Source organism: Gelatiniphilus marinus (assembly GCF_042684345.1).
Lineage (GTDB): Bacteria > Bacteroidota > Bacteroidia > Flavobacteriales > Flavobacteriaceae > Gelatiniphilus > Gelatiniphilus marinus.
Genome location: NZ_JBHULK010000001.1, coordinates 930,540 through 947,429, shown reverse-complemented (window position 1 = coordinate 947,429; position 16,890 = coordinate 930,540). Strand labels below are relative to the sequence as shown.

General features: G+C 35.3%; 15 protein-coding genes. 4 read left to right on the top strand and 11 right to left on the bottom strand.

From position 1 onward, the window contains the following. Position 1 precedes the first annotated feature (1 nt). The 7 genes from ACFSQS_RS04040 to ACFSQS_RS04010 form a co-directional block, all read right to left on the bottom strand. Positions 2-871 carry an ion transporter gene (locus tag ACFSQS_RS04040; RefSeq protein ID WP_388014469.1) on the bottom strand — a complete coding sequence of 290 codons (870 nt, stop codon included), beginning with the start codon at positions 869-871 and terminating at the stop codon, positions 2-4. 25 nt (positions 872-896) lie between these two features. Then, the gene (locus ACFSQS_RS04035; RefSeq protein ID WP_388014466.1) at positions 897-2,858 is read right to left on the bottom strand and encodes a DUF3857 domain-containing protein; all 1,962 of its coding nucleotides are present in this window, start codon (positions 2,856-2,858) and stop codon (positions 897-899) included. 2 nt (positions 2,859-2,860) lie between these two features. Beyond that, complete coding sequence (locus ACFSQS_RS04030) at positions 2,861-4,225, bottom strand: exonuclease domain-containing protein (RefSeq protein WP_388014463.1); 1,365 nt, start codon at positions 4,223-4,225, stop codon at positions 2,861-2,863. A gap of 61 nt (positions 4,226-4,286) precedes the next feature. Next, positions 4,287-4,958: a YggS family pyridoxal phosphate-dependent enzyme gene (locus ACFSQS_RS04025; protein ID WP_388014460.1), complete on the bottom strand. Its 672-nt coding sequence runs from the start codon at positions 4,956-4,958 to the stop codon at positions 4,287-4,289. Positions 4,959-4,983: 25 nt separating this feature from the next. Then, a complete protein-coding gene (locus ACFSQS_RS04020; protein WP_388014457.1) occupies positions 4,984-5,445 on the bottom strand; it encodes a YcxB family protein in 462 nt (153 codons plus the stop codon). Further along, positions 5,445-6,335: a 3-hydroxyacyl-CoA dehydrogenase family protein gene (locus ACFSQS_RS04015; RefSeq protein WP_388014454.1), complete on the bottom strand. Its 891-nt coding sequence runs from the start codon at positions 6,333-6,335 to the stop codon at positions 5,445-5,447. The genes ACFSQS_RS04020 and ACFSQS_RS04015 overlap by 1 nt, the downstream gene beginning before the upstream one ends. 265 nt (positions 6,336-6,600) lie before the next feature. Next, positions 6,601-7,560, bottom strand: a complete 960-nt coding sequence (locus tag ACFSQS_RS04010) for a Gfo/Idh/MocA family protein (protein WP_388014451.1) — start codon at positions 7,558-7,560, stop codon at positions 6,601-6,603. Between the two features lie 283 nt (positions 7,561-7,843). On the opposite strand from ACFSQS_RS04010, the gene ACFSQS_RS04005 reads away from it, so the two are divergent. Beyond that, the gene (locus tag ACFSQS_RS04005) at positions 7,844-8,485 is read left to right on the top strand and encodes a protein-L-isoaspartate(D-aspartate) O-methyltransferase (RefSeq protein ID WP_388014448.1); all 642 of its coding nucleotides are present in this window, start codon (positions 7,844-7,846) and stop codon (positions 8,483-8,485) included. Positions 8,486-8,506: 21 nt separating this feature from the next. On the opposite strand, the gene ACFSQS_RS04000 is transcribed toward ACFSQS_RS04005, so the two are convergent. The 4 genes from ACFSQS_RS04000 to smpB all read right to left on the bottom strand — a co-directional run bounded on the left by ACFSQS_RS04000 (position 8,507) and on the right by smpB (position 12,293). Beyond that, positions 8,507-9,301: a cation transporter gene (locus ACFSQS_RS04000; protein ID WP_388014445.1), complete on the bottom strand. Its 795-nt coding sequence runs from the start codon at positions 9,299-9,301 to the stop codon at positions 8,507-8,509. 82 nt (positions 9,302-9,383) lie between these two features. Further along, positions 9,384-11,171 (bottom strand): Xaa-Pro dipeptidyl-peptidase, encoded by a 1,788-nt coding sequence (locus tag ACFSQS_RS03995; RefSeq protein WP_388015112.1) that lies wholly within the window; start codon positions 11,169-11,171, stop codon positions 9,384-9,386. Positions 11,172-11,220: 49 nt separating this feature from the next. Further along, the gene (locus tag ACFSQS_RS03990) at positions 11,221-11,757 is read right to left on the bottom strand and encodes a hypothetical protein (RefSeq protein WP_388014443.1); all 537 of its coding nucleotides are present in this window, start codon (positions 11,755-11,757) and stop codon (positions 11,221-11,223) included. A 77-nt stretch (positions 11,758-11,834) separates the two neighbouring features. Next, positions 11,835-12,293, bottom strand: a complete 459-nt coding sequence (smpB, locus tag ACFSQS_RS03985) for an SsrA-binding protein SmpB (RefSeq protein WP_388014440.1) — start codon at positions 12,291-12,293, stop codon at positions 11,835-11,837. Positions 12,294-12,395: 102 nt separating this feature from the next. Here smpB and ACFSQS_RS03980 point away from each other — a divergent pair, with 102 nt between their 5' ends. The 3 genes from ACFSQS_RS03980 to fabV all read left to right on the top strand — a co-directional run bounded on the left by ACFSQS_RS03980 (position 12,396) and on the right by fabV (position 16,665). Then, positions 12,396-13,994, top strand: a complete 1,599-nt coding sequence (locus ACFSQS_RS03980) for a S41 family peptidase (protein ID WP_388014438.1) — start codon at positions 12,396-12,398, stop codon at positions 13,992-13,994. A gap of 66 nt (positions 13,995-14,060) precedes the next feature. Next, positions 14,061-15,461, top strand: a complete 1,401-nt coding sequence (gene lpdA / locus ACFSQS_RS03975; protein ID WP_388014435.1) for a dihydrolipoyl dehydrogenase — start codon at positions 14,061-14,063, stop codon at positions 15,459-15,461. 13 nt (positions 15,462-15,474) lie between these two features. Continuing rightward, a complete protein-coding gene (gene fabV, locus ACFSQS_RS03970; RefSeq protein ID WP_388014432.1) occupies positions 15,475-16,665 on the top strand; it encodes an enoyl-ACP reductase FabV in 1,191 nt (396 codons plus the stop codon). The last annotated feature ends 225 nt before the right edge of the window (positions 16,666-16,890 follow it).

The following is a 16,890-nucleotide window of genomic DNA, read 5'->3' as shown; positions in this document are numbered from 1 at the left end:
ATTAATTTAATTTACGACCACATTTAAAGCAAAATTTAGCATTATCTTGATGCTGTACAGCTAAGCAATTAATGCAGCATTGAGAGTTAAGATGTACAGGTTTTTTAGAGTTTCCTGTTTCAGTTTTAGGTTCTTTGTCTTTACCAGATTTGTAAATGTTAGTATATTCTGCCGATATAATGCCTGTTGGTACGGCTATAATACCATATCCCAAAATCATAACAAAAGAGGCTATAAGTTGCCCAAAAGGCGTTTGTGGGGTAATATCCCCAAAGCCAACAGTTGTAAGTGTTACAATACACCAGTAAACACTTTTTGGTATGTTAGTAAAACCATTTTCTTCACCTTCAATGAGGTACATAATGGTGCCTAAAATAATTGAGATAATAATAACAGCATAAAGGAAAACCGATATTTTTGCTCTACTGGCTCTTAAGGCACTCATTAAATTATTTGAGGCTCCTAAATAACGGGTTAATTTTAAAATTCTAAAAACACGAAGTAGCCTTAAAGCACGTATAGCTGCTAATGCATGAATACCACCAAAAATTAAAGAAATGTATTTAGGAATGGTTGAGAGCAAATCTACAATACCATAAAAGCTAAAAATATAATTTAGTGGTTTTTTAACCGTTAAAACTCTTGCTATATATTCTATGGTAAATAATACGGTAATAATCCATTCTGATATATTAAGAAAATCATGGAAGTTTTTATCTATACTCTCTACACTTTCTAGCATAACTAGCAAAATACTGGCTAGAATGGTTATTAATAAAACCACATCGAACAGCTTACCTTGAGGTGTATCGGCCTCATAAATAATTTCATGTAGCTTTACCCTTAATTTATTTCTAGTGTATTTGCTCATAAACTCAAAAGTAGTAAAAGATTTGCTATTTCTTCTTTAATAAAATTAACGATTTGGTTTGAATATCTACAATGTTACTCATAAACGCTTTTAAATATGGATAATATTCTGCCGGATAAACAGCATCTTTAAAACTTATTTTAAACATCATGCTTACAGCGTTTTCATTTAAAACATTAGTAAAAAGAACACTTCCTTTATTATTTGGTAAAGTAAATCTCGAATTTTTTGGTAGTTCTGAGGCCGTATAATTATCGCCAAAATTAAGTTTTAATATATAATAATAGGTGTCTTTATAGCCAAAGTCGATGGGGTAAGTGCGTTCTTGAAGCTTAAAAGGATTCTCTTTAAAAAACGTGGTGAAAAATGGGTTTAAATAAATGTTGTCTCCTGTTTCATCAGAATTATATGCAATGGCATAGGTTTCTATAAAATCAGGATTTGTTTTGCCTTCGCTAATTACCTTATGATTTGATATATCTATGTTTGGATATTTGTCTTCTAAATTTGTTACGTAAGAATCACTATTTTGATAATATTTTTTTCTGCTATTTAGTGCATGATAGCCTGTTTTTTTAGAGCTTATTGTTCCTGTTATGTTTTCGTTTTCATCAATATTTAATTCGGCTTTAATTTGAATTTTCGATAGTTTATTTGGTTCAAGATCAACCCATTGGCTTCCGTTTTTAAAATCCATTAAGCGTGCGTAGCTGTTTAAACATCTAAAAGGGATTTCGCCAAAGCTTAAATACGGGTCTGTGGCATCAAGTAAATATGTTTTGTTATCCATAGTAACTTGAACAATTAAATAATTAAAGTCTGAAATAACCGGGTATATTTTAGTAGGAAACCCATGGTCTCTTGTCGAAATTAAAACAGGTTTAACATCAATATCAGCTTCTTTTAACAAGTTATGCAACAAGATATTTATTGATGATACGTTGCCCGATTTATTTTTAATTAAATCTTTTACCGATACATCTTTAAATATTTTATAATCGCCATTCCAAGTGTAGTTTTCTTGAACGTATTTATAAATAGCTTCGGCTTTTTTATAAAGATCTGTTTCGTTAATACTAGTTTCGCTTAAAAAATCTTCTAAATTAATAGATTTTGAGAGTTGCTTACCAATATCTTTATCGGTTCTAAATTCTCTGTCTGTTGTTTTCCAGGTTTTAGTATAGTTATTAATATTGCCTTCAAAATCTTTAAATATTTTTAACTCGTATTCAATTCTAGCTAAGTAATTAGATTTGCTAGTCATATAATCTTCTTCAATAAAAGCAGGAACATCTTTCATGGCATAGGTAGAAATGGTGCAATCTGCTGATGCACCTCGGCTACCGCTTAAACAGTTCTTTTTAATATCCTGTTCGTTTTTAAAAAGTTTTTTACCGCCAACTAATTTAACATTGTACTCCCAATTTGCCGGAATGCTTGTGTTGTACTCGCTATAAAGCTTTGGGATATCGCTTTGAAACGCCCAACCTTTGTATTTAAATTTAAATGGAGATTGAATGGTATAGCTATAATTTATTACCGATCCTTCCTTAATATTTGGCAGTGCAAATTTTACGAGGGTATAATTATCGTTGTATTTTTCTTCAAAAATATCGACTTCTTTTAATTTTGTGGTGGTTACTTTTCCGTTAACTAAATTGTAAGTTGTGGCAACAATATTTTTAACTTTTTCTTTTCTGTTGTCGTTATTATACAAATAAATGGTAACGTTTGCTTTATTAAAACCCTCGCGATTTAGTATTTTTATTTTACGTTTTTCTTCGGTTTTTAAAGTATAATCGTTGTTATCGATATAGCTATTTCCGTGTTCGAATAAAACTAGCGCATTTGCGGTGGAGTCTTTCTCATAAGATGTCATTTTTAATTCATTTAAACTAACTCTGTAATTATAGGATTTGTTTTCTGTTTGAGAAAATGAATACATAAATGAAGTTAGAAGAAACAAAAAGGTGTAATATTTTTTCATATTTAACTAAGCGTAATAATTTTTAATCGTTTATTTTTTCTGAGATAACTTTGAATGATGTGCTGTGTATCTCTATTGTTTGCCATACGTGTAATTATGGATTCTAAAACCTCAATATTATTTATTTGATAATTCAAATTAAAATAGCCCAAACCTTTAAATATACCATTTTCAATAAGTATGGCGCTGTGCTCATCGACCGCTCGACCTTTATCGATAATTACCATGTTTTTGTTTTGGTAACTGTTTTTGTCTATTAAGGTTTGTACGCGTTTGTTATAAACATCGGCGGGCTCTTTTTCAATACAAGCACCGTTGCAGCTTTTTATATCGTAGTTAAAACAGCTGGTATTGGTTTTGTATAGACCGCTTAATTTTTGGCAAAGTTTATAATCTTCAACTGCTTTTGTGATAAAACTTTTTCCGCTTTGGCGGGTACTAAAAGTGGTTATGGGTTTTTTTCTGCCGTCGGCAACATCTATTTTTAAATTAATATAACCGTTTTCATCTATAAAACTATATAATGCGTGCGTAAAGATATTGCGCCGTAACGCGCGGTTATAAATGGGTTTGTTGCGTTTAATTTCTTCGCTTTCTTTTAAAAGTGCCACCAGTTCGCTACCCGTAGCCTCATAAGTTACCGCGGCTACGTTTTGCTGTATTTTTTTTGATTTTTGATTCGTATTTGTAAAATGCTGATTGATGCGCTTTTTTATATTGTTACTTTTACCAATATAAATAATATCGCCATTGGCTTTATGAATATAATACACACCAGTTTTAGATGGCATTTCTTCAATAATATCCAAGTGTCGTGGTTCTAATTGATGTTTGGGGTTTAAACGAATGGATTGCTGGATGATGTTTTTTGTGGTGTCTTTATCCAAAAGTATTTTAAACAATTTTACGGTTGCCAAAGCATCGCCCGAAGCACGGTGCCTATCGGTTACCGGAATACCAAGCGAACGCACTAGCTTGCCTAAACTATACGAGGCTTGCCCCGGAATTAAATCTTTGGCGAGTTCTACGGTGCAAAGGGTTTTGCGTTCAAATTCGAAGCCAAGGCGTTTAAATTCGGTTTTTAAAATCCGGTTGTCAAATTTAGCATTATGTGCTACAATAATGCAGCCTTCGGTAATTTCTACAATACGTTTGGCAACCTCATAAAATTTTGGAGCATTACGTAGCATATTACTGTTAATACCGGTAAGGTTTACTACAAAAGGTTGTATCTCGCGTTCGGGATTTACAAGGCTTATAAATTGATCGACTACCTCGTGGCCATCGTATTTATAAATAGCAATTTCGGTAATGCCTTCTTCGTTGTACTTGCCACCGGTGGTTTCTATGTCTAATATTGCGTACAAAAAGTGTTTATGTGTTTATTTGTTTGTCGTTTAGTGGAAGGCTTTTAACTGTGACTGTTTACTAATTATTATAATTCCGTTCGCCAAATATACTACTTCCCACGCGAATCATGTTACTACCGCAATCAATTGCCAATTGGTAATCGCCACTCATGCCCATTGAAATAGTTTGCAGTTTACAGTTTACAGTTTGCAGTTCTTTTAAATTATCAAAAGTCGTTTTTAGTAAAGTGAATTCTTTTTCAACTAGATTCGTGTTATTGGTAAAAGTTGCCATTCCCATAAGGCCGACCACTTTTATATGTTGCAATTCTGAAAGGGCTTTAGATTGAATAATCTCTGAGGCTTCGTTGGGCGACATTCCAAATTTAGAATCTTCTGAAGCTATTTTTATTTGCAATAAACAATTAATAATTCTATTGTGTTTTTTGGCTTGTTTATTTATTTCCTTCAACAATTTAAAATTATCTACACCATGAATTAAGCTAACAAACTCAGCCATGTGTTTTACTTTATTGCGCTGTACGTGCCCAATCATGTGCCACTCGATATCTTTTGGCATATCTTCATATTTATCAACCATTTCTTGAATTTTATTTTCTCCAAAAATGCGTTGGCCCGCATTATAAGCTTCCATTAAATCGCTAACGGGTTTGGTTTTAGAAACGGCAACCAATGTAACGTGTTCTGGTAATTTTGATTTTATATGAAGAAGATTTTGTTGAATGCTCATTATCGTTTTTTAGTAGAAATTTCTATTATTGATTATCATTTATTAAGTTGGAAAACGTATCGAAATCATTTTCTGTATAAAAAATATGCTTTGGAACATAAATAAATTGCCCTTTTGAGATATATAACATCCAATAATCTGGGTTTGAGATAACTTTTTGAATAGAATTTGGATTTAATTTTGTTTCATTATCATTTCTTTTAAAGTATAAATAATCGTTATCAAATGATAAATCTGTTTTAGAAAAAATAGGCTTGTGTCCTTTAGAATTTGTCCAAAAATAAAGATAAGTAAAAGTTATAAGCGGATAAGCAAATGCAAAAATTGAGAAAAATGTACTAAAACTATCTTCTCCAAATTGTTGAAAATGAAATAGACCCAAAACAAGCATCGATAAGTATAGCCACCAAGATTTTTTTAGCCTTTTTAATAGTATTATTTTAGTATACTCTTTTTTTGAAATGGAGTATTGTTTTGTTTGAATCATTACTTTAAAAACTGTTTAGCCACTTTCTCAGCCTTTCTACTTTCAGAATAATCGTAAAAACCCTCACCAGATTTTACACCCAATTTACCCGCACTAACCATATTTACTAACAGTGGACATGGCGCATATTTAGGATTTTTAAAACCTTCGTACATCACATTTAAAATAGAAAGGCAAACATCCAAGCCTATAAAATCTGCTAGTTGTAAAGGGCCCATAGGGTGTGCCATGCCCAGTTTCATAACGGTATCGATTTGGCTAACACCAGCAACACCATTGTATAAAGTTTCAATCGATTCGTTAAGCATGGGCATTAATATGCGGTTGGCTACAAAACCCGGATAATCGTTTACTTCAACAGGAACTTTACCTAAGGTTTTAGAGAGTTCCATAATCGTATTCGTGACTTCATCACTTGTATTATAACCACGGATAATCTCGACCAATTTCATAATAGGTACGGGATTCATAAAATGCATCCCGATAACCATTTCTGGTCGCGCGGTTGCTGCTGCAATTTGCGTTATGGAAATAGATGAGGTGTTGGTTGCTAAAATAGTTTCCTTAGGGCAAACTTTATCTAATTGTTTAAAAATATTTAGTTTTAAATCTACGTTTTCGGTAGCCGCTTCAACCACAAGGTTAGCATTTTTAACACCTTCGGAAATATTTGTAAAGGTCGAAATATTTGCTAACGTATCATTTTTATCGGATTCGGTTATTTTTTCTTTGGCCACCATTCTATCTAAGTTTTTAGAAATGGTTTCCATACCTTTTTTAAGTGAAGCTACACTAATATCTATAAGTTGAACTTTAAATCCGCTTTGTGCAAAAGTGTGTGCAATACCATTTCCCATGGTGCCTGCTCCAATTACGGCGATGTTTTTCATATAAAGCTATTTTTCATTTCCGCGAAGGCGGAAATCTATTTTAATTTATATTCATTTTGTCTTGATACAAAACGAATCAAAAAATCATTTCAAAATTAGGAAATTGCTAAAGCACCATTTGCTTTCAGAATTTCGTGCTTAAAGCTTCGCTTTGCATCTTCATTCTTTCGCTCTTTATTTCTGAATTTTTTGATGATTCCGACTTTGTCGAAATTAGGGACTTGTTTTTTTGCAATATTCTTTTTTAATCTTAATTACCTGTCTTTTAAAAACAATTAATTATTTGTGTTGCCACGCGCAAAGCTTCAGTGCCATCGTGTAAAGTTACAACGGGCGTTGTGTTATTGTTAATAGCATCGGCAAAGGTTTCTAGCTCGTCTAGAATGGCATTGTTATTTTCAACTTCGGGGTTGTCAAAATAGATTTGTTTTTTAACGCCTTCTGCATTTTGCAGTATCATATCAAAATCACCGGGGTTTTCTGGGGCGTCTTTCATTTTAACCACCTCACATTTCTTTTCTAGAAAATCAACTGAGATATAAGCGTCTTTTTGAAAGAAACGGGCTTTACGCATATTTTTTAACGAAATCCTGCTGGCCGTTAAATTGGCCACACAACCGTTTTCAAATTCTAAACGGGCATTGGCAATATCGGGCGTGTCGCTAATTACCGAAACGCCACTTGCCGATATGGTTTTTACTTTAGATTTTACAACGCTTAAAATAATATCGATGTCGTGAATCATTAAATCCAGCACCACAGGCACATCGGTACCACGCGGATTAAATTCTGCTAAGCGGTGCGTTTCTATAAACATGGGCGATTTAATATGGTTTTTTGCTGCTGTAAAAGCAGGGTTAAACCGCTCCACATGGCCTACTTGACCGCGCAAATTGTGCTCTGCTAAAAGCGCCCTGATATGTTCGGCTTCTTCTACGGTGTTGGTTATGGGTTTTTCAATAAATATATGCCTGCCTTTGGCAATGGCTTGTTTGGCACATTCGTAATGCGATAATGTGGGTGTTACAATATCTACCATATCAACAGCATCGATAAGGGCTTCGATAGTATCGAAAAATTTATAACCAAATTCGGCTTCTACTTTTTTTGCATTTTCCGTATCGGCATCATAAAACCCAATAAGGTTGTATTTGTTGGATTGATTAAGAAGTCTTAAATGAATTTTACCTAGATGACCAGCACCTAGCACACCAGCTTTTAGCATATTTTTACGTTTTCAACAAAAATAAGATATTTAACACATGAATTTTATTATTTTTTGCTAATTTTTTTACTATTTCTAATCTCAAAGCCTTTGGCACGAATTCTCAAAATAGCCACGGATAAATAACTTAATTTATTATGAAGAATTAGTTTTGATTGTTGGTTTTTTTTGTTTTAAAAACTAGACGCGCAGTACTTTAATGAAATTGGTTTGAGAATTCTGTTTAAATTGTTTTCCGCTTTAAAATGTTTGATTAATTTTAGCATTGAAAACTACCCAAGCATTGAAAGATACATTTAAGCACAAAGGATTACGGCAACAGCTAGTTAACGTTTTAAGAAACAAAGGAATAACCAACGATGCGGTTTTAAAGGCTATTGGAAACATACCAAGGCATTTGTTTATGGACTCTGGTTTTTTAGACCATGCGTACCAAGACAAAGCGTTTCCTATTGCGGCAGACCAAACCATATCGCAGCCCTATACGGTGGCTTTTCAAACGGAATTGTTGGAAGTTAAAAAAGGCGACAAGGTTTTGGAAATTGGTACGGGCAGCGGGTACCAAACCGCTGTTTTATGCGAATTGGGAGCTAAGGTTTTTAGTATTGAACGCCAGCAGGAACTGTTTAAAAAAACCAGTAAGTTTTTACCAAAATTGGGGTATCGTGCTAAAAAACTCGTTTTTGGCGATGGTTACAAAGGCCTACCCGAAGAAGCGCCTTTTAATAGTATTATTGTTACCGCCGGCGCACCGTTCGTGCCAAAGCCCTTATTGAGCCAGTTAAAAATAGGAGGAAGACTTGTAATACCCGTGGGCGATGATGTGCAGATTATGACGCTTTTTATTAGAAAAGGACCAAAGGAATTTGAACAACACGAGTTTGGTGAGTTTCGTTTTGTACCGCTTTTGGAGGATAGGAATTAAGGATTTCAGTGTTCAGTCCGCTCATTTACCCAATTTCAGTATCCGAAATGCTCCCTGAACTACCAACACAAAAACAATTGTGCCAATAATTAAATCAGGTTTGTTTGAGCTTAACCAATTTACCAAAACTCCTGCAATTATTACTCCTAAATTTATAATCACGTCATTCGAGGTGAAAATCATACTCGCTTTAATATGTGCTTCATCTTTGCTTTTGGACTTTTGTAAAATGTAAAGACAAATTCCGTTTGCAATAAGTGCAAAAATCGAAACGATAATCATTGTCGAAAAATTGGGGAGTTTCTCATCTCCGAAAAATCTCCTTAAAACTTCTACAAATCCAATAATCGCAAGTGTGATTTGAAAATATCCAGCAATTTTCGCAATTTTCTTTTTCTTAATTAAAGTTCCGCCAACCGCAAACAAACTAATTCCGTACACAAAACTGTCGGCAAGCATATCCAAACTATCGGCAACAAGTCCCATGGATTTTGAGACAATTCCCGTTGTCATTTCGATTATAAAAAAGGCAAGATTTATTGCAAGTACAGACCAAAGTAGCTTTTTTTGGTTTGCATTTTCTTTAAACTCAATTTGGTCTGTTTGTTCAGTCGATACTTTTTTTCCGCCTAAATTCAGTTCGATAACAGATTTTTCGATTTGCTCGATTTCTCCATTGTGAAAAACGGTCAGTTTTCGATTAGGAATATCAAAATCCAAATTTGCAATACTTGAAATTCCATCCAATTTCATTCGGATTAGATTTTCCTCCGAAGGGCAGTCCATCTTGGTAATTTCAAATATTGTCTTTTTCACTCGTTTTTTTTTTTTTTGACTAACAACAACACCTTATAACCCAAGCTAAATGAATAAATCAAGCTTATCAGTTGCCAATAACTTAATTAAAACTATCAACTGCTCCAACAACAGGTAAAACCAAATACGTTCCATCCAAATCAACAGTCAATTCCGTTCCTGGTTTTGGGTGTAACGTAAACTCTTTATCACTTGAAAAAATCATCAAACCTATTTGTTGGCCGGCTTTTATAACTTGGTCGTCTGGTTGTAAATTAAAAGTTATTTCGTAAAACTTACCGGGTTTTAAAGGATTACTTTTGGTTAACGATTTATGGTTTTGCGGGTCTGCCCAACCTCGGGTAATAATATTATCGGTTATTTTGGTGCGTCTGCCATCATTCCACGGCAGCGATACCAACCAAACCGATAAATTTGCAGCAGGTTTGTTGCTAGCCAATTTAATGGTGATTTGTGGTACCCCAGAAATATGAACATCTTGTGTTAGTTTGGGTGTTACATACAATAAACGGTGGTTTGTAATTTCAGCACGTGCCAATGCTTCGCCACTAAACGAGTAATTGTCAACTAAGGTTTCTTTGCCTTGTTTTGTTGGTTTTGTTGTAGTTAATCCGCCGGTTTTTGGAGCACCAGATGTTAGGTGCAAGGTTACGGGTTTTGCTTCAGGATTTGGGTAGTCTTTATAAGCCGTGGGGTCGTTTATTTTGTCGTCTTCGCGAACTATCCACGCTTTGTGGGGTTCGTTTTCAATATTATTGTCAATTCCATGTAAATACTGGGTAAACCATTTGTTCATCATGCTTACTGGCGGCGGGCCACCATGACCAAATTGATGGTAATATATCTGTGCCGTTAAGCCCATGTCTTTGGCTTTTTTATAAATGCGGTAACTGTGTTCGGGCATAACGTTCCAATCGTTAAAACCGTGTGCCATTAACAATGCGGCTTTCATGGGTTTCATGTGGTTTAGGTAATCGCGTCCTGCCCAAAAATCGTTGTAATCGCCAGTAATTCTGTCCATGCCGTTTTTCATTTCGGTATCACGGATTTTGGCATTGTTATGTGCACGTTTCAATTCGTTGCCACTATGAATATAATCGTACAGCACATCAATATCTTCGCCTAAATATCCACCAGGAGAACGCACTAATCCGTTGGAACGGTAATAATGATAATAAGACGTATTTGGTGCCACAGGAATAATAACCTCTAAACCTTCAACGCTCGTGGTTGCGGCGGCCAACGGAATGGTGCCGTTGTACGATGTTCCCGTCATGCCTACTTTTCCGGTGGACCAAAATGCCTTAACTTCTTTATTGCCGTAAGGCTCGGTATAGCCTTTTGCGCGACCATTTAACCAATCGATAACCGCTTTTGGAGCCAAGGATTCGTTAATGCCGCCAACGGTAGGCGAACCTTGGGATAAGCCTGTGCCGGGTGATGATGAATGCACTACAATATATCCACGTGGTACCCAGGTTTGAATTTGCGAATTAGAAATTATTGGACGTTCTCCCAAACGGGTAACTTCTGGGTGTACACGAGGTTTTCCCATAGCACCCAATTCGTGTTTTACATCCCAAAATACACCATCAACATTGGGGGCAACACCAGCGTAATACGGGCTAGATTCGTAAATTACGGGGAGTTTTAAACCTTCGGTTTCGGTTTGGTAGGGTCTAGTAACGCCAACATGCATACGGTCTGGTTTGCCATCGCCATCGGTATCAAAAGTGGTTTCGACAAATAAATCGTGGCGAATCCATTTTTCAGGTGTATTAAAAGCTTCAACAATTTGCGCTTCGCCGTTTTTAAAAACCGGTACTGCTTTTTTTTGGGCTGAGGTTGAAAATATGGTAACAAATACCATAGACAGTGTAAACGCTATGGTTTTTAATTTAAAATGATGCATCATGGGTTTATTGTTTAGAGAGGTACATATTTGGTATGGGTTGTTCTTGGGTTTCTTGGGTCCAATACAAGTTTACAATCCACCAACGTTGGCCATCATAAAATAATTGAATACTGTTAATGCCTCGCATAAAGGGGGTTTCATCCGTTTCACTTTTAAAAGCTTCGTAGGTGCTAAAAACTTGCGCAATTGTACCAAAAGCATCCACTTTTCGGTGTATTTCTTTTTCAAAAAAACCGTTGTTAACTAACCATTTTTCGGAGCTTTTAATGTAATCGTTTGGCGACATATAACGTGCTTTATATACGCCTTTATTATCTTTTCCTGCGGCTATTAATTTGGCATCTGCTTTAAAAAGGTGTTTAAAAAGCGTCCAATTTCTTTCTTGACCCTTTTCGCCAGAAATAACGGTATAAAGCGTATTTATAATGCTATCTAGGGTTTTTACATTATCGGAATAATCTTTAGTTTCTTTGGGTGTTTCTTGCGTATGTATTGAAAGTGTTAACAGGCAAAAAAGTGGAATTAAAATGCGTTTTTTCATAAAAAAAAATGTTTGGTTTTTTTAAAAGCTACAAATTAAAAATTAGTAAGTAGTTTAAGCGTTAAGGGATTCTTAAATTACCTATACGTTTTTTTTACCCTATCTAAATCTCGCTTGTTATCGCGGTCTTTAATGGTTTCGCGCTTATCGTATAATTTTTTTCCTTTTGCCAGGGCAATGTCTAATTTGGCAAATCCTTTTTCGTTAATAAACAATCGTAACGGAATAATGGTCAATCCTGTGTTCTGCACTTCTTTTTGCAGTTTTTTCAATTCCCTTTTGTTTAAAAGAAGTTTCCTTTCGGCTTTTGGCCGGTGGTTGTAATAATTGCCAAAGGCGTACTCTTGTATGGTCATGTTAATTACAAAAAGTTCCCCTTTTTCGTTAAACTCACAAAAGCTTTCTGCAATAGAGGCTTTACTGCTTCTAATGGATTTAATCTCGGTTCCGGTAAGCACGATCCCTGCGGTGTACTTATCCAAGATTTCGTATTGAAAGCGCGCTTTTTTGTTTTGTATGTTAATGGTTTTTTGCATGGAGCACAAAGCTACAGGATTTTACTTAAAAGTTAAAGATTATTCAGAACTTAAAATAATTACAGTTACTTTAGTTGCTTTAAACCTGATATTTTTTTTTGAATGAAGAAATTCCTTCTTGTATTTAGTGTATTGTGCTTTGTTACATCGTGTACTAGCGTAAAAACCTATAACGAGCAAATCAGATCGTTGCACACGGTTGAAGATTTACAAAACGATATCGATAAACTTTACAGGCAACTTAAAAAACACCACCCAAAACTCTATCAATACACCCCAAAAGCAGTATTGGATTTTAAGTTTGATAGCTTAAAAACAGCGATAAAACAACCCATGAATTCGCGAGAATTTTACAAAAAACTTGCACCTGTTGTTACCCATGTTAGGCAGGGGCATGTTTCGGTAGGTTCGGCAAATAAAAGGTTTACCCGTAAAGAGAGGAAGCTTTTAAAAAAGAAGAAATTTGAGTTTTACGATTTAGATTTCGAATATTTAAACAACAAACTTTATGTAAAAAACACACGAGGTAAAGATTCATCACTTATCGGAAATGAAGTCCTCAAAATTGAAAATGATTTAGCTCCAAATTTAGTTGAAACATTTAAAACCCAATTTGCCACAGATGGTTACAACACCACATTGCACAATCGATTTGTTGGTAAAAATTTCAAAACATTTTACTACAGAAATAAAGGTTTTGTAGATAGCTTAAAAGTAACTTTTAAAAATAAAGATTCTGTTTTCACAAAAACATTTAAACGTTTAAAAAAAGAAGATAAAAAGGTTGAAAACGATTCATTAAAAAATGATTCAGCTAAAACAGTTAAACCAAAAAGGCTAACCAAATCAGAAAAAAAAGCCAAACGAATTGCCCGAAAGAAGAAAAAGAAATTCAATAAAAAACATGGATATATTTCTAAAAACAAATATACCAGAAACCTTAATTTTATAGGAAATGACAGCACCATTGCGCTTATGAAAATACGTGCTTTTGGTAACGGCCCGTACAAAGCGTTTTACAAAGAAAGTTTTGCGAAATTAGATTCAGCAAAAACCAAGTATTTTATTTTGGATTTGCGCGATAACGGTGGCGGTCGCATTGCTGAAATCGATAAACTATATTCGTATTTAACCGATAAAAATTATCAATTTATTACAGCAAGCGAAGTAAAAAGCAGAGTGCCTTTTATGACGTTTATAATGAGCAACACCTCATCAACTAGCCGTAAAATTGTTGGCGGATTGTTATCGCCCATTATAATTACCCATAATTTGTTGAAAACAAAAAAGAATGCTGGCAAATTGTATTACAAATTCAATAACTTTTCAAAAACCAAAGCACCCAATCCGTTACATTTTAAAGGCAAAATTTATGTGCTTATCAACGGGAATTCTTTTTCGGCGTCCTCGCTTTTATCAACCCATTTAAAAGCAAACAAACGCGCTGTTTTTGTGGGCGAAGAAACCGGTGGCGCATACAACGGTACCGTGGCGGGCATTTATAAATTATACCAATTGCCAACAACTAAACTTAAAGTGCGCATGGGCTTAATGCAAATAGAAGCCCCACAAAAACAGCTCCCCGATGGTTATGGCGTAAAACCAGATATTAAAATAATACCAACAATTAAAGATAGAAAATTAAAAATAGACACCGAGCTCAAGTGGGTTTTAAGCGATATTGAAAAGACTAGCGATTAATCTTTTTTCTTTAACAAAAATCGTACTTTTGTTCTTTGTTAAATTAAGAAAAATAAAACAAAATATATGAATTCTTACGATGTAGCCATTATAGGTTCTGGCCCTGGCGGATATGTTGCCGCAATACGTTGCGCCCAATTAGGCATGGAAACAGCAATAATTGAAAAATACCCAACCCTTGGTGGCACCTGCCTAAATGTGGGTTGTATTCCCAGTAAAGCCCTTTTAGATTCGTCTCACCATTACGAAGATGCCGTTAAACATTTTGAAGAACACGGTATTGAAATCCCCGGCGATATTAAAGTAAACCTAGAAAAAATGATTGCACGCAAGCAAGCCGTTGTCGATCAAACTACAGGTGGCATCGATTTTTTAATGAAGAAAAACAAGATTGATGTTTACCAGGGTTTAGGAAGCTTTAAAGATGCAACGCATATTACCATTAAAGGAGATGAAACTATCGAAATTGAAGCAAAAAATATAATTATAGCAACAGGTAGCAAACCATCAAATTTGCCATTTATCAATATAGACAAAGAACGCGTAATCACTTCAACCGAAGCTTTAACACTTAAAGAAATTCCAAAACATTTAATCGTTATTGGCGGAGGCGTTATTGGTTTAGAGTTGGGGCAGGTTTATAAAAGATTAGGAGCAGAAGTAACAGTTTTGGAATACGCTGATAGAATTATCCCAACCATGGATGCGGGCTTATCTAAAGAATTAAATAAAGTTTTAAAGAAACAGAAGTTTAAAATAAATGCGTCGCATAAAGTAAAATCTGTTGAGCGGCAAGGTAATGAAGTTATCGTTAAAGCCGATAATAAAAAAGGAGTAGAAGCAGAATTTAAAGGCGATTATTGCTTGGTGTCAGTTGGGCGGCGCCCATATACAGATGGCTTAAATGCCAAAGCTGCTGGTGTAAAAATTAATGATAGAGGGCAAGTTGAGGTAAACGATTATTTACAAACTTCAGCTTCAAATATATACGCCATTGGCGATGTAGTAAAAGGAGCAATGCTAGCCCATAAAGCAGAAGAAGAAGGCGTTTTTGTTGCCGAAACCATCGCGGGGCAAAAACCACATATCGATTATAATTTAATTCCGGGCGTGGTTTACACATGGCCAGAAGTTGCGGCTGTTGGTAAAACCGAAGAGGAATTAAAAGATGCTGGAGTAGATTATAAAACCGGACAATTCCCCATGCGTGCATTAGGCAGAAGTAGAGCCAGTATGGATTTAGATGGTTTTGTAAAAATTCTGGCCGATAAAAAAACAGATGAGATTTTAGGCGTTCACATGGTAGGTGCCCGTGCTGCAGATATGATTGCTGAAGCAGTTGTAGCCATGGAATACAGAGCTAGTGCCGAAGATATATCGCGTATGTCGCACGCACACCCAACATTTACAGAAGCTATTAAAGAAGCTGCTTTAGCGGCAACAGACGATAGAGCATTACATATTTAGAAATAATTTTTTTATGATAATAGAACCAAAAACAAGAGGCTTTATATGTTTAACCGCACACCCAAAAGGCTGCGAGCAAAACGTAATGAATCAAATTAATTATATAAAAGAACGACCAGTTGCAAATGGACCAAAAAAAGTATTGGTTATTGGAGCTTCCACAGGATTTGGTTTAGCATCACGAATTACCGCAGCTTACGGATCAAATGCTGCAACCATTGGCGCATTTTTTGAAAAACCTCCAACCGAAGGCCGTCCGGCATCTCCAGGTTGGTACAACAGTGCCGCTTTCGAGGCCCAAGCGCATAAAGATGGTTTGTACGCCAAAAGCATTAATGGCGATGCGTTTTCAAACCAAGTTAAGGCACAAACCATAGATTTGATAAAAGCCGATTTAGGCGAAATAGATTTATTGGTGTACAGTTTAGCATCGCCAGTAAGAACACACCCAGATACGGGCCAACGTTTCAAATCGGTTTTAAAACCCATAGGAAGCACCTTTACAAATAATACAGTAGATTTTCATACCGGCGAGGTTAAAAACATATCTATTGCACCAGGTTCCGATCAGGATATAAAAAACACAGTAGCCGTAATGGGTGGCGAAGATTGGCAGATGTGGGTTAACCAACTAAAAGCAGCAGGTGTTTTATCAAACGACTTTAAAACAGTGGCCTATTCTTATATTGGACCATCGTTAACAGAGGCCGTTTACAGAAAAGGCACCATTGGTCGCGCAAAAGACCATTTAGAAGCCACGGCGTTTAATATTGCAGATGCTTTAAAAGACATTAACGGGCAGGCCTATGTGTCGGTTAATAAAGCTTTGGTAACACAAGCTAGTTCTGCTATTCCGGTAATTCCCTTGTATATTTCATTACTGTACAAAGTGATGAAGGAAAAAGGCATCCACGAAGGTTGTATCGAGCAAATCGAGCGTTTATTTAACGCTCGTTTGTATGCAGAAAATTTAGAATTAGACGAAGCAGGCAGAATACGTATTGACGATTGGGAAATGCGCCACGATGTGCAAGCTAAAGTTTTAGAACTTTGGAACAATGTAACCACCGATACCTTACCAAAACTAGGCGATTTAAAAGGTTACGAAACAGATTTCTACAACCTTTTCGGGTTTAAAGTTGATGGTGTAGATTATAAAAAAGACGTAAACGAAATGGTTGAAATTCCGGGATTGCAAGACTAGTAAAATAATATTTACAAATAAAAAAAGCGACCTACTTTGACTACGCTAAGTAACCAAAGGTCGCTTTTTTTATTGCTTAAAAATAAAGTCCTTCAAAATTATAGCTAATCATATACTAGCTGTTACAACCTAGTATCTTGATGTTGTAATATTTAAAAACTCATTGTCTAATTTTAATAGTATTAAAATCATCATTTTTATAATAGCTTCTACTATTCAATAAGT

Coding starts and splice junctions, on each gene's coding strand:
- ACFSQS_RS04040 (WP_388014469.1), bottom strand. CDS start 871: ATGAGCAAATACACTAGAAATAAATTAAGGGTAAAGCTACATGAAATT.
- ACFSQS_RS04035 (WP_388014466.1), bottom strand. CDS start 2,858: ATGAAAAAATATTACACCTTTTTGTTTCTTCTAACTTCATTTATGTAT.
- ACFSQS_RS04025 (WP_388014460.1), bottom strand. CDS start 4,958: ATGAGCATTCAACAAAATCTTCTTCATATAAAATCAAAATTACCAGAA.
- ACFSQS_RS04020 (WP_388014457.1), bottom strand. CDS start 5,445: ATGATTCAAACAAAACAATACTCCATTTCAAAAAAAGAGTATACTAAA.
- ACFSQS_RS04015 (WP_388014454.1), bottom strand. CDS start 6,335: ATGAAAAACATCGCCGTAATTGGAGCAGGCACCATGGGAAATGGTATT.
- ACFSQS_RS04010 (WP_388014451.1), bottom strand. CDS start 7,560: ATGCTAAAAGCTGGTGTGCTAGGTGCTGGTCATCTAGGTAAAATTCAT.
- ACFSQS_RS03995 (WP_388015112.1), bottom strand. CDS start 11,171: ATGGTATTTGTTACCATATTTTCAACCTCAGCCCAAAAAAAAGCAGTA.
- ACFSQS_RS03990 (WP_388014443.1), bottom strand. CDS start 11,757: ATGAAAAAACGCATTTTAATTCCACTTTTTTGCCTGTTAACACTTTCA.
- smpB (WP_388014440.1), bottom strand. CDS start 12,293: ATGCAAAAAACCATTAACATACAAAACAAAAAAGCGCGCTTTCAATAC.
- ACFSQS_RS03980 (WP_388014438.1), top strand. CDS start 12,396: ATGAAGAAATTCCTTCTTGTATTTAGTGTATTGTGCTTTGTTACATCG.
- lpdA (WP_388014435.1), top strand. CDS start 14,061: ATGAATTCTTACGATGTAGCCATTATAGGTTCTGGCCCTGGCGGATAT.
- fabV (WP_388014432.1), top strand. CDS start 15,475: ATGATAATAGAACCAAAAACAAGAGGCTTTATATGTTTAACCGCACAC.